This window comes from Streptomyces sp. BE20, from assembly GCF_036322525.1.
Lineage (GTDB): Bacteria > Actinomycetota > Actinomycetes > Streptomycetales > Streptomycetaceae > Kitasatospora.
Window position 1 is genome coordinate 96,314 of sequence record NZ_JAQYWW010000448.1, and the last position, 12,389, is coordinate 108,702.

General features: G+C 72.2%; 12 protein-coding genes. 4 read left to right on the plus strand and 8 right to left on the minus strand.

Features of this window, described 5'->3' with window-relative positions:
* Nucleotides 1-23 precede the first annotated feature (23 nt).
* Nucleotides 24-626, minus strand: a complete 603-nt coding sequence (locus PUR61_RS04940; protein ID WP_329875976.1) for a response regulator transcription factor — start codon at nucleotides 624-626, stop codon at nucleotides 24-26.
* The gene (locus PUR61_RS04945) at nucleotides 623-1,825 is read right to left on the minus strand and encodes a sensor histidine kinase (RefSeq protein ID WP_329875978.1); all 1,203 of its coding nucleotides are present in this window, start codon (nucleotides 1,823-1,825) and stop codon (nucleotides 623-625) included. The genes PUR61_RS04940 and PUR61_RS04945 overlap by 4 nt, the downstream gene beginning before the upstream one ends.
* A 483-nt stretch (nucleotides 1,826-2,308) precedes the next feature.
* On the opposite strand from PUR61_RS04945, the gene PUR61_RS04950 reads away from it, so the two are divergent.
* The gene (locus PUR61_RS04950) at nucleotides 2,309-2,947 is read left to right on the plus strand and encodes a hypothetical protein (protein WP_329875979.1); all 639 of its coding nucleotides are present in this window, start codon (nucleotides 2,309-2,311) and stop codon (nucleotides 2,945-2,947) included.
* A 32-nt stretch (nucleotides 2,948-2,979) separates the two neighbouring features.
* On the plus strand, nucleotides 2,980-3,597 hold the full coding sequence (locus PUR61_RS04955; protein ID WP_329875981.1) for an RICIN domain-containing protein: 618 nt from the start codon (nucleotides 2,980-2,982) through the stop codon (nucleotides 3,595-3,597).
* A gap of 239 nt (nucleotides 3,598-3,836) precedes the next feature.
* Here PUR61_RS04955 and PUR61_RS04960 read toward each other — a convergent pair whose 3' ends face one another.
* Together PUR61_RS04960 and PUR61_RS04965 are read right to left on the minus strand one after the other, a co-directional pair.
* Nucleotides 3,837-7,562: a tetratricopeptide repeat protein gene (locus PUR61_RS04960; RefSeq protein ID WP_329875983.1), complete on the minus strand. Its 3,726-nt coding sequence runs from the start codon at nucleotides 7,560-7,562 to the stop codon at nucleotides 3,837-3,839.
* Nucleotides 7,563-7,849: 287 nt separating this feature from the next.
* Nucleotides 7,850-9,082 (minus strand): serine hydrolase domain-containing protein, encoded by a 1,233-nt coding sequence (locus PUR61_RS04965; protein WP_329876003.1) that lies wholly within the window; start codon nucleotides 9,080-9,082, stop codon nucleotides 7,850-7,852.
* A 172-nt stretch (nucleotides 9,083-9,254) separates the two neighbouring features.
* Between PUR61_RS04965 and PUR61_RS04970 the strand changes: the two genes are divergently transcribed.
* Both PUR61_RS04970 and PUR61_RS04975 read left to right on the plus strand, forming a co-directional pair.
* On the plus strand, nucleotides 9,255-9,386 hold the full coding sequence (locus PUR61_RS04970; protein WP_329875985.1) for a hypothetical protein: 132 nt from the start codon (nucleotides 9,255-9,257) through the stop codon (nucleotides 9,384-9,386).
* A 4-nt stretch (nucleotides 9,387-9,390) separates the two neighbouring features.
* On the plus strand, nucleotides 9,391-10,167 hold the full coding sequence (locus PUR61_RS04975) for a MerR family transcriptional regulator (protein ID WP_329875987.1): 777 nt from the start codon (nucleotides 9,391-9,393) through the stop codon (nucleotides 10,165-10,167).
* 206 nt (nucleotides 10,168-10,373) lie between these two features.
* Here the strand turns inward: PUR61_RS04975 and PUR61_RS04980 are convergent, their stop codons facing one another.
* The 4 genes from PUR61_RS04980 to PUR61_RS04995 all read right to left on the minus strand — a co-directional run bounded on the left by PUR61_RS04980 (nucleotide 10,374) and on the right by PUR61_RS04995 (nucleotide 12,217).
* Nucleotides 10,374-11,120: a phosphotransferase family protein gene (locus PUR61_RS04980; protein ID WP_329875988.1), complete on the minus strand. Its 747-nt coding sequence runs from the start codon at nucleotides 11,118-11,120 to the stop codon at nucleotides 10,374-10,376.
* A 136-nt stretch (nucleotides 11,121-11,256) separates the two neighbouring features.
* Nucleotides 11,257-11,418: a hypothetical protein gene (locus tag PUR61_RS04985; protein WP_329875989.1), complete on the minus strand. Its 162-nt coding sequence runs from the start codon at nucleotides 11,416-11,418 to the stop codon at nucleotides 11,257-11,259.
* Nucleotides 11,419-11,463: 45 nt separating this feature from the next.
* Nucleotides 11,464-11,631 carry a hypothetical protein gene (locus tag PUR61_RS04990; protein ID WP_329875991.1) on the minus strand — a complete coding sequence of 56 codons (168 nt, stop codon included), beginning with the start codon at nucleotides 11,629-11,631 and terminating at the stop codon, nucleotides 11,464-11,466.
* 130 nt (nucleotides 11,632-11,761) lie between these two features.
* The gene (locus PUR61_RS04995) at nucleotides 11,762-12,217 is read right to left on the minus strand and encodes a MerR family transcriptional regulator (protein ID WP_329875993.1); all 456 of its coding nucleotides are present in this window, start codon (nucleotides 12,215-12,217) and stop codon (nucleotides 11,762-11,764) included.
* Between the last annotated feature and the right edge of the window lie 172 nt (nucleotides 12,218-12,389).

A 12,389-nucleotide genomic window follows, 5' to 3' on the forward strand; every position in this document is an offset into this window, starting at 1 on the left:
GGACGGAGGCACCCGGCACGCGCTCAGATCCACCCCTCCTCCCAGGCGCGGCGGGCCGCTTCGTGGCGGGTGCGGACGGCGAGTTTGGTGATCGCACCGGAGAGGTAGTTGCGGACGGTGCCGGGAGCGAGATGGTGCTCCGTGGCGAGGGCACTGATGGCCTGGCCGTGGTGGACGGCGCGCAGCACGTCCAGTTCGCGGGGGGTGAGGGGGCAGGGGGTTTCGGTGAGGGCGTGGGTGGCGAGCTGGTGGTCGATGTAGCGGCCGCCGTCGTGGACGTCGCGCAGGATCGCGGCCAGGCGGGTGGCGGGGGTGGTCTTGGGGACGAAGCCGTGGATGCCCGCGGCCAGAGCGCGGCGCAGTACCCCGGGCCGGGCGTGGCGGGTGACGAGGACGGTGGGGACGGGGCGGTGGCGATGGATGGCCTGGGCGGCGGAGATGCCGTCGAGGTGGGGCATCTCCAGGTCCAGGAGAGCGATGTCGATCGGGTGGCGGGTGGCGGCTTCGACCGCTGTGGGGCCGTCAGGGGCCTGGGCGACGACGGTGAGGTCGGGTTCGAGGCCGAGGAGCGCGGCGAGGGCGCCGCGGGTGAGGTCCTCGTCGTCGGCGAGCAGGATGCGGATCACGCGGGGGTCTCCCGGTGGCTGTGGCCGGTCAGTTCGAAGTGGCCGTCGGGCTGGGTGGCGATGCGTACGTACCCGCCGATGGCGTGGAAGCGTTCCTGCAGTCCGGCCAGGCCGCTGCCGGGCTCCGCCGGGCGTGAGGGTGCTCCGTCGTTGCGCAGCAGGACGCGGGCCCGGCCCGGGTCGGCGGTGATGGTGATGCGGCAGTGGCGGGCGCGGCTGTGGCGGAGGATGTTGGTGACGCCCTCGCGGACCAGGGCGGCGAAGGCCGGCTGGAGCTGGTGGGGGATGCGTGCGGCGTCGCCGTCGATGGTGGTGGCGATCCCGGCGGCCTCCAGGATTCCTGCGGCGTTGGCCAGTTCGGTACTCAGGCTGGCTCGCCGGTAGCCGTGGACGACGGCCCGGGACTCCTCGAGTGCGCTGCGGGCCAGTTCGGAGATCTCCCGGACCTGTGTGCGTGCCTCGTGGTCGCTGCGGCCGATCAGCCGCTCGGCCAGCTCGCCCTTGAGCGTGATGACCTGGAGCCGGTGGCCCTGGAGGTCGTGCAGATCGGCGGCGAACCGCAGCCTCTCCTCGGCCACGGCGAGGGTGGCCGTGGTCTCGCGGAGGTGTTCGGCCTCCAGTACCGCCCGCCACAGCCGGACCAGCATCAACTCCACCCCGGCGATGAACAGCACCATCCCCGCGCCGGTCGCCGCCGGCACCCCGGGCAGTAGTTCGGGGTGGTCGTGACGCCACTGCGCCACTGCCTCGCCCAGCACCGCGCAGCCCACCGCGACCGCCGTCAGCATCCGGCGGCGCGCCCGGGCGGGCAGGGACAGGGCCAGCGCCGCCGCCATGGCCCCGGGCAGCATGGCCCAGTCGAGTGCGGTGTACGGGCGGTCCGCCATCTCGCCCCACAGCGCGATCGCCGCGGCCAGCAGCAGGAAGCTCCACCGCCCTCCGGCGGTCGCGGAGCCGTGGAGGGGGGCCCGGCCCGCGCGGCCGACGGGGACCGCCCGGCGGATGAGACGCGTGTGCTGGACCGCGACGGCGATCAGCACCGGAGCAGCCATGACCTGGGTCCTGGTGCCCAGGTTGAACGCGAGGTCGTTCGCGGCCAGCAGCAGCCAGAGGGGGCCCAGGGCGAGCAGCGGCCAGCCGGTCAGGCGGCCCAGCCGCCCCGGCTCGGCCGTCCTGGGCCCCGCAGGTGAGATGATCATTTCCGGTCAGCCTAGAGTCCGCCGTCGCCGTCTGTCTGTGGCCGAACCAGCCAAACGTTATGACAGTTGTCACCGGCCGACCATGACACGGCCCGCCCGGCTCATGGCATCGGACACTACCGGCGCCCGGTGCGCCACGACGAGACTTTTCCTCACCCGGACCGCGGAGGTCCACGGTCCGGGCGCGTACCGACCGCCGGCCGGTACGGACCCCGACCCCGGCTCCTGTCCCGCGCATGCGATCTCCGAGGAACCGATCCGGGCAAGGGTCCTCAAGCTTCTGGACACAGAGGTCCGCCTCACGCAGAGCGCCGCTGCCGTCGTGTGCCTCACCACGGCAGCGGCACTGCTGCGAGGCCTGAAGCATCGCCAAGGACGCATACGCACGCGCATGACCTTCCTGCCCCTGTACGAGGCGTGTGTGCGCACTCGTCGTCGAGCGCACGTCTCATCCCTGTTTCCGCGACCGCTGGAGAAACACAGATGACCACCACCCGCAAGGCGCGCCTGCGCACCGTCGCCGCCTCGGCCACCACCGCCGTCGCGGTGGGCCTGCTGGGCCTGGGCACCGCTCCCGCCGCCCATGCCGACCCCCTCCCGACCCTTTGCAACCCCGCCGTGGACCACGCCACCACGGAGCCCTTGAACCTGCAAGTCACCCCCCTCGTCACCGACTTCCTCATCTACAACGTCACCGCGGGCACCACCGGACAGCACAGCGACACCCTGAGCCGGGTCAGCTCGGTGACCACCACCGTCGACAACAGGACCGAGATCACCGCCGGCGCGAGCGCGCTGTTCGCCAAGGTCGAGGTCAAGATCGGCTTCTCGGTCCAGAAGACCACCTCCAGCACCACCACCCAGACCGTCAGCGACACCTGGAACCTCGTTTCGCCCGGACGGTACGGCCTCTACCGTGGGACCCGCGTCGTCACCGGCCAGTACGTCAACCGCATCTGCGCCCAGACCGGCCCCACCACCGGCATCTGGGTCACCACGTCGTCGAGCCCCGGGACCTTCACCACCTACGAGTCCCCGGAGATCGGCTCGGTCGGCTGCGCCCCCGCCCAACCGGCCGGCACCGTGCGCCGGGCGGCCCAACTCCTCATCAGCAGCTGCTGACCGTGCCCACCGACCTGACGACGGAGGACCTCGTGACGAACCCACTGCGCCACCCCACCACCCGCCGGGGCACGTCGCTGCGGGCCCTCGGCGCCGCCGCCCTCGCCTCACTGGCCGGCCTCACCCTGCTCGCCGGCCCCGCGTCGGCCGCGCCCCGGGGTCTGGCGTCGAGCGAGTGGCACGGCTACGTCTGCGACGACGGCTACTACCGGATCAAGACGCCCTTCGGACAGCTCGTGGAGAGGAACCAGGCCAGCCCCTGGGGGCAGGCCATTCAGAGCCCCGACAGCGGTGGCTACCACCAGCAGTGGAAGATGTGCCACTACAACGCCGACAACCAGATCTTCATCTTCCGCAGCCGGCAGAACGAGAACACCTGCCTGGGCCTCTGGAAGCAGAACCCGAACGACACGACCGAGGGACTGGCCGACGGCGCCAACTTCAACGTGTTCGACTGCTCGGGGTGGATCTACCTCAACCAGCTCTTCACACTGGTCCACACCTCGCCCGGCTCCAGCGAGGTACTTCTCCGGATCGCGCACAGCGGGAGCTTCGCCACCGTCGCCGACCCGGCCGGCTCCGCAGGTTCGCCCGTGGCCCAGTACTCCTACCGGGCAACCCTCTTCACCCTGGAGCACCTTGCGGGGTGACGACCCCCCACACCGCCCGGGGGCCCGGCTCGTACAGCCGGCCCCCGGGCCCCACCCGTGGCCCGGTAGCCCCGGTCACGCGGTCGAGGTGATGACGACGGCGGCGGATTCGCGTGATCGTCGCAACGCCGCCGGTCTCGTCGCTGACCGAGTGGTGACGGTGGCATCAGCGGGCGACGGCCGACAGGTGGCTCCGACCGGCGGGGAGTGCTGCCCCGAGCGTGTGCTGTTCCTCTGCGCTACGGTTCGAGCCCTTCGAGCCACTCGGCCACGTTCAGGGACTGTTGCAGAGCGATTTCGAAGCGGGCGGGGTAGACCTGAGCGAGGCTTCGGCGGATGGCGACGGCTTCTCGGACGGCGGCCAGGCCTTCTTCGCGGCGGCCCGCACCCCCCAGTTCGACGGAGAGGTTGTTGAGGGTCAGGGCGAGGTTGGGTCGGTGGGCGCTCGGGTCGGCCGCCACGAGGGTGCGGTAGTGGCCGGTGGCTTCCTCGATCGCGGCCAGGCCGTCGTCCCGCCGGCCCGCACCACCCAGTTCGACGGAGAGGTTGTTGAGGGCCATCGCCAGGTCGGGTAGGTAGGCGCTCGGGTCGGCCGCCACGAGGGTGCGGTAGTGGTCGGTGGCTTCCTCGATCGCGGCCAGCGCTTCGTCCCGCCGGCCCGCACCACCCAGCTGGGTGGAGAGGTTGTTGAGGGCCTTGGCGAGGTTGGGTCGGTGGGCGTCGGGGTTGGCCGTTGCGAGGGTGCGGAAGTGGCCGGTGGCCTCAGCGGCGGCGGCCAGGCCTTCGTCCTGTCGGCCGACGTCGCCCAGCCTGGCGGAGAGGTTGACGAGGGTCAGGGCCAAGTTGGGTCGGTAGGCGTCGGGGTTGGCGGTTGCGAGGGTGCGGTAGTGGCCGGTGGCTTCCTCGATCGCGGCCAGCCCTTCGTCCCACCGACCCACCTCGCCCAACTGGATGGAGAGGTTGTTGAGCGCCATCGCCAGGTCGGGTCGGTAGGCGTCGGGGTTGGCGGTTGCGAGGGTGCGGTAGTGGTCGGTGGCTTCCTCGATCGCGGCCAGCCCCTCGTTCCACCGACCTGGCCCGCCCAACCGGACGGAGAGGTTGGTGAGGGCCATGGCGAGGTCGGGCAGGTGAGCGCCCGGGTTGCTGCTCGTGAGGGAACGGTAGTGGCCGACGGCCTCCGCAGCGACGGTCAGTCCCTCGCTTCCGCGCCCGACGTCGCCCAGCCCGACCGAGAGGTTGGTGAGGGATTTGGCGAGGTCGGGCAGGTGGGCGTCGGGATTCGTCGCGACCAGCGTGCGACGGATGGCGGTGGCCTCCGCGGCCGCGGCCAGCCCTTCGTTCCGTCGGCCCACGGCTCCCAGCCGGGCGGAGAGGTTGTTGAGCGCCTTGGCGAGGTCGGGCAGGTGGGCACCGGGGTCGGCCGCTTCCAGGGTGCGGTAGTGGGCGGTGGCCTCAGCGGCGGCTGCCAGCCCTTCGTCCAGCCGGCCCACGTCCGCCAGCCGGACGGAGAGATTGGTGAGGGCCATCGCCAGGTCGGGTAGGTGGGCACCGGGGTCGGCCGCCACGAGGGTGCGGTAGTGGTCGGTGGCTTCCTCGATCGCGGCCAGCCCAGCGTCCAGCCGGCCCGCACCACCCAGTTCGACGGAGAGGTTGTTGAGGGCCATGGCGAGGTTGGTCAGGTGGGCACCGGGGTCGGCCGTCGCGAGGGTGCGGTAGTGGTCGGTGGCTTCCTCGATCGCGGTGAGGCCCTCGTCCCGCCGGCCCACCTCTGCCAGCCGGACGGAGAGGTTGTTGAGGGTCATGGCGAGGTCGGGGAGGTGGACGCCGGGGTCCGTTGCCGCCAGGGTGCGGTGGTGTTCGACGAGTTGGTGGCAGAGGCGGGCTGCGGTGGAGGCAAGACGCTGGCTGGCGTGGGGGAGTAGGCCGTAGAGCCCGGCGAGACGGTGGGGTGGGGTGCTGGAATCACCGGTGATGGCGTCGAGGGCGGCGATCAGGGGCCCCGGGTGGTCGGTGCGGATGGCGGTGGTGACGATGTGTCGGGCCATCTGCCGGGCGTGGCGCAGACAGAGGTCGGTGAGGTGGTTCTCAAGGCGCTGGTGGAAGACGGGGTGGGCGGCGGCGCGGCTGTAGACGGTGAGGAGCTGTACGGCCCGGCCTTCGTCGGCGCCGGTGAGGAGGTGGTCGGCGAGACGGGGGTCGGTGTCGAGGGTGCGGCCGATGTGGCGCTCGGCGAGACGGTCGGGCTGCAGTGATCCCCAGGGCGGCCCGCCGGGGGCGGCGTCGGAGGGGTAGAGGGTGGCGAGCCAGGCGGTGACCTGGTCGCGGCGGTCGCGGGGCTGGTCGGCGAGTGCCGGGAGTCGTCGCCAGAGCCGGTCGGCGTGTTCGTGGTCGGCGGCGCCGACGAGGTGGGCGGCGGCGAGTGCGGTCTTCAGGGTTGCCGTGCTCAAGGCGGGGCTGAGGCCACGGGCGGTGGCGCTGTCGCGCCAGTACCGGCTCTCGTGGCCGAGCAGCCGGTCCTCGACGTCCTGTGCACGCCCGTGTGTCCCGCCGTTTCCCGCCGGTCCGGGTCCGCCGGTTCGGGGTTCGGGCCCGGTGGCGTCGAGGAGGTCGGCGAGGGCGGTCATGTGGAGGGTGAGGGCGTTGCCGTAGGCATCGCGGCCGAGGTGCCGGGGCACGGGCAGGGAGTCGGCGGCCGCGGTCCAGTCGTGTCCGGCGAGGCCGTGGACGAGGGGGAGGGCCGCGGCGAGGGCGTGGACGGCTTCGCGGTAGTGGCCGGTCCGCCGGCCGGGGTCGTCTTCGAGGGGGGTGAGGCGGTGGGTGCGGGCCGCGGCGAGGTGGTCCTCGGCCTGGCGGGTGGCGGTGGTGGCCTGGTGCCACCAGTCGCCGGCGGTCCGGGCGAGCAGGAGCAGCCTGAGGGGGCTGGTCCCCGGGTGTTCGGCGGCGGCTTCGATCAGGGCCCCGAGCTGCTCGGGGCGGGTCTCGGCGTAGTCGAGGACGACCAGCACCGGCTTCGCCGCCCGCCGCACGTCCAGCAGCTGGGCTGTCGTGGCGGCGGCCCGCGGCCACAGCACCGCCCAGCCGTCGCCAGTCAGCAGATGGGCGAGGTGGTGGGCGAGGCGGGTCTTGCCCTGACCGCCCGGACCGTGCAGCAGCCACACCCCGAACCCGCCCAGCGCGCACCACGCGGTCATCTCGGCGAGCAGGTCCTCGCGGCCGTGGAAGGGAACGGTCTGCCGCCCGGCCTCCAGCAGCGCCGCCGGTGTTGCAGGAACGGGCCGGCCGGCAGGAGCGTCGGCGCGGTCGGTGAGGTCCTGGAACTCCACCGGCTCCAGACCCCCGACCGGGCCGGCACCGTGCTCGGCCAGGGCGGCGCGGAACGCCGGGTCGTGGTGGAGGACGTAGGCCGGGACGACGTTCAGCCGGCCGTGGGCGGAGTGGTCCCGATCGGCGGCCACGACGCCGGTCAGGTAGCGGTCGCAGAACATCGCGGCGCCGGACAGACCGCCCCACGGCGACGTCCCGCCGCCGCGCCACCCGGACACGGGCGTGCGCAGGTCCATGACGTACTGGTTACCGACGAAGCCACTTCCCGGGTTCACCTCCCCGCGTAGCTGGGAGGCCTCGATCGGACGGCCGTGGCGCTGGGCCTCGTCCGGTACGCCCCAGGTCTCGCACCGCGCGCCAGGGCGTCTGGTGACCGTGCGCCCCCACCGGACGGGCGCGGTCGGCGGCTGCCAGTGCTCGGAGTCGTCGACCAGGACCAGTGCGGCGTCGTCACGCTCCTTCGGTGTGCCGGCCCACACCACGCGCCCGCCCGCGCTGCCGGTACCGCCCGGGTGGAACACCTCCACCCTCGTGCCGACAGGTCCGGTGACGTGGGCGGAGGTCAGGACGAGCCGGCCACCGACCGCGTATCCCGACCCCGATCCGGGACCGGTCCCCCTCGGCCCGGTCACGGCGGCCACCCGTTCCTCTTCCACCCCGACCGAACCCGTCCTGTGTACCTGACGCACGGTCACGCCGATGCGAAACACCGTAGGACCCCGGGCCGGGCTCCCGCAGCTGATCCGCCGAGCCCGTGGCCGCTGCGGGGAGCGGAGCGACGGGTTCGGCTCCGGCCGGGGTGGACGCTCAGTACGGCGTCGGCCCAGGTGCCGTTCTCCGGGCACGAGTGCGATCTGCGGGACGGGCGGTGCGACGAAGCCGTCCCGTCGCCCGTCCCGCAGGCCGTCCCGCAGGCCGCTCGGGATCCTCAGGAGGAATCGGTGGCCTGGTAGAGGGTGGTCCAGAAGTCGTGGATGAGCCGCGCCGAGTCCGGGGTGGACATCCCGACCTGGGTGAGCAGGATTCCGGTGAGCCGGTCGTCCGGGTCGGCGTGGACGGTGGTGCCCGTACCGCCGTCCCAGCCGAACTGACCGACGGGTGCGTAGTCGCTGCGATGGGTGCGCACCGCCATCCCGAAGCCCCAGCCGCCCTGCTGCCCCTGGCCGACCGTCATGTGGGCGATGCTCCGGTACATGGCGTCCCGGGAGGTCTGCTGCCCGGGTGCGAGGCGGTTGGTGGTCATCAGTTCGACGGCGGACCGGGACAGGACCCGTTCGCTGCCGTGCACCCCGTGATCGAGCAGCATCCGGAAGTAGGCGTGGTAGTCGTCGACGGTGGAGACCAGCCCGCCGCCGGCACCTTGGAAGACCGGGGGCCGGCTGGACCTTCCGCCCTCCGCCTCGTCCCAGACGTGGAACTCCCCGGTCTGCGGGTCGGGCCCGTACAGGGGCGGCAGCCGGTCGATCTTCTCGGCGGGTACGTGGAAGGCGGTGTCCTTCATCCCGAGCGGTTCGAGGACGCGTTCGCGCAGGAACGTCTCCAACGGCCGACCCGTGACCCTGGAGACCAGCACGCCGAGTACCTCGTTGCTGAGGTCGTACTGCCACCGCTCTCCGGGCTGGTACGACAGCGGCAGTTCCCCGAGGCGGCGCATCCACTCGTCCGGGTCCGGTGCCGGGCCGGACGCCACGCTGTAGTCGAGGCGTTCGAAGGTGGCGGCCCGGATCGGGGACTCCAGCAGATCGAAGTCCAGTCCGAGCCCGAACGTGGAGGTCAGCAGATCCCGTACGGTGATCGGCCGCCGCGCGGGCACGGTGTCCTCCAGCGGGCCGTCGGGCCGCTTCAGGACCCGGCGGTCGGCGAGCTCGGGGAGCCACGGGTCCACCGGCTCGTCCAGCCGAAGCCGGCACTCGTCGAGCAGGATCATCGCTGCCGCCGTCGTGACCGGCTTGGAGGTGGACGCCATCCGGAAGATCGTGTCCCGGCGCATCGGCGCGCCCCCGTCGTGCCGCATGGTCCCGAGCGCTTCGACGTGCGTCCGGCCGTCGCGGCTGACCAGGGCGACGAGCCCGGGAATCCTCCCGGACTCGACGTGCCGTGCCAGCACGTCGTGCAGCCGGCGCAGCCCTGCCTCGGAGAAGCCGCTGTCGTTCCTTGCCATCATGAATCCCCTTGTCCACGGTGTTCGATTCCACGGCGGCCCCGGTGGCTGCCCGGCCCCTTCGTGGCGGCCTCGGAAGGAGCGTGCACCTTGACCCAAGGTCAAGGTCAACGCGACACCGAGGGGGCGGGCGGGAGACGGACGGGAGCGGACGCGCGCTACCCTCACCTCTGTGATCATCCGCAACCCGCAGCTCACAGTGAGCGCGAAGGCCGCCTGCGGCCACCGCTCGACCGTGCCCGAGGACGTCCGGGCCGACGCGGCTCGCGGGGACGCGGACGCCCACGATCTGCGGGTGCGTTGAGCCGATGGCAGGGGGGCTCACGATCGGTCAGGCCGCGGCGTTCGTCGGCGTCACGATCAAGACCGTGCGGCACTACCACCGGCTCGGCCTGGTCGCCGAGCCGGAACGTGACGGTTCCGGCTACCGGCGTTACGGGTCGGCCGACCTCCTCCGGCTGGTCCAGGCCCGGACCCTGGCCGGAGCGGGCGTCCCGCTGGCCGAGATCGGCGAGCTGCTCGATGCCGATCCCGAGCGGTTCGCCGCCGCCCTGGACGATGTCCACCGTCGGCTCACCGCACAGGTCGAGGACCTGATCGCGCGACGCGACACGCTGCACCGGCTCGCCCACGGCGACCGCGCCCTCCTGCCCGACCGGGCCTGCGCGGTCCTGGACCGGCTCGCCGGCCTCGGTTTCGGCCCCGACTACGTCGCCACGCAACGGGAGGCCCTGGTGCTGGCCCGGGCGCTGGCCCCGGAGGTCTTCGACACCTTCCTGACCAGGCTCGAACACGGACTGGGCGATCCCGAGCTCGTCGAACTGACCAAGCGCGGCCTGGAGGCGGCGTCCTGGCAGCCCGACGACCCGCGGATCGAGGAGCTGGCGACCTCGCTGGCCGACAAGCTGCTGGCCGGCCGCGCGCTGCTGGAGGTGCCGGCGGGCTCCCGGCGCCGGTCCGACGCCTCTGCCCGGTACGGACTGATCAACCACCACCGGGAGGATCAGGAGCCGGCCATCGCCCGGCTGAACACCCTGGTCGAGGCGCACCTGCGCGTCGCCGGCATCGAAATCCCGCACCAGTGACGGTCGACCGGTAGGACTGACACCGCGGGAGGTACGCCGTACCCCGCCGCCTCCGGACCTGGTCGGCGGCCGGACGGGCCCCGGTGCGACGGCGCCCCGCTCGACGTCGGCGCCCGGAGCCGTCAGTACGGGCAGGCGATGCGCCCCCGGGGGGACGGCCTGCGCATGCGTCGGAACGCCTGCGCAGTAGTCGGGTCCGCGCCGCCTCACATCCGGGATCTCAGGACGTCGACCTCACATCCCGGCGCGAACGGGTCGAAGCCGTGCTCGATCAGCCAGCGAACCACCAGCAGGCTTCGCAACGACCACCACGCGTGGATCACGTCGAGGTCGACGTCGGTGCCGTAGCCGGCGACGACGTCGTCGAGGTGCTCCTCGTGTCCGAGCGTGAAGGTGGCGAGGTCGTACAGGGCATCACCCTGGCCCGCCTCGGACCAGTCGATGATGCCCGTGACCTCGTCGCCGTCGACGAAGACGTGCGCGATCTGCAGGTCGCCGTGCGTGAACGCCGCAGTCCACGGCCGGAGCGCGGCCTCGGCGACCTGGCGGTTGCGGGTGACCAGGTCAGCGGACAGGAGACCCTTCGTCACGAGCAGCTCGCACTCGTCGTCGAGTTCGGCCGCCAGCGCGGCGGTGCCGCGGCCGGCCCGGCCGGGCCAGGGCGGCAGCGGTGCGTCGTGCAGCTTCCGGATGGCGGCGCCCGCCGCGGCCCACGCCGCCGACGACCCGGTCGACGGCCCACCGAGGCGCCCGAGTGTCGTCCCCGGGAGCGCGGCGATCGCGAGTACGGGCGGGTTGCGCCACAGGACCTCGGGGGTCGGAACCGGCGCGAGGGACATCGCCTCGACCTCGACGTCGACGCGCGCCTGATCGGCGTCCACCTTCAGGAACACGTCGCCGACGCGCAGGGTGGCGCGCTCGGGATGGGCGACAACGACTTTGACCTCATCCATGGGCGACCAGTATCCCGGGGACAATCGCCGACGTCGCCAGGTTTGTCGCGTGCGACGACGCGGCCGACCAGGTCCTGCTACCCGGCGGCCTCGCGCACGACACCGACCGCTGACCGGCTCAGGCCCACCACCTCCGTCAGGAGTCCTGAGCGCGGCCGAAGAGGCCCTTCTTCCTCGGAGCGGCCACGGGCGCGGGCTCGGTCTCGGCCACCACCTCGACGAGGTTGCCCAGGGTGACCCGGAACGTTCTCCTCTGGTGGCCCTGCGTGACCTCCACCAGCCAGGACCGGTCCGTCAACTGGTAGATACGCCGCCCGTGGTGCGGGTTCCAGTGGTCTCCCAGTCAGCCCCCGGGCCGGAAGGTCCGGGCGGTCTCCACGGCCGCCTCCCGGGCCTGCTCGAAGGTACCCGCCTCCTCCTGGCGGCCGAGCCGCCAGGAGGTACCGCCGTCGTCGGTCCTGCCCTCGTAGCTCTCCTCGACCAACACGAACCATCTGCCGTCGACCGTCATGCCCGGTCCCACCCCCTTGATCAACGTCGAACCTAGTGTCCTGACCACGCAGGAGGCCACTCAACGGCCTGCCCGGATGATCCCGGCGAACCATTCCTCCCAGGGCACCGGCGATCACGTTCCAGATCGCTCAGGAGGGTGCGACCTCACAGAGCCGATCCACCGGTTCCGAGCAGGCCCCGGCATCCGGGTGGGACGGGTTCCAGAGCCGGTCGGCTTCGCCCCGGGCGACATGCTCCTCGTAGATCCGCACCTTGTGCCGCATCACGTCCAGGGTCTCCTGCAGCTCCCGGACCTGGGCCTCCACGTGGTCCTGGTGCCGGCGCAGCAGTTCGAGCCGTTCGTGCTCGTTGCCCGTGCCCTGGCGGACCAGCTCGATGTACTGCCGGATCATCGCCAGCGACATGCCGGAGGAACGCAGCTTCGTGCAGATCGCCAGCCATCCCAGATCCTCCTCGTGATAGATCCGGCGGCCGTTGGACAGACGGCGTACCGGGTTGGCGAACAGGCCCTCCCGCTCGTAGAACCGCAACGCGTGCACGCTCAGCCCACTGCGCTGCGCCACCTCACCGATGCTCAGGTCCATGAGCGCCCCCTCACCCAGCTGTTGATCTAGACCCAATGCCGTGTAGATAGAGCCGTGGGTGGCCGCGTCAAGTCGCCTGAAATGGGACGGAGCTCCTGCTAGAACCGTGTCGACCAAGATCACTGTTCGGTAGGAGCTCCGTTGGGTGCCCAGTCTGTCATCTCTCGTGAGG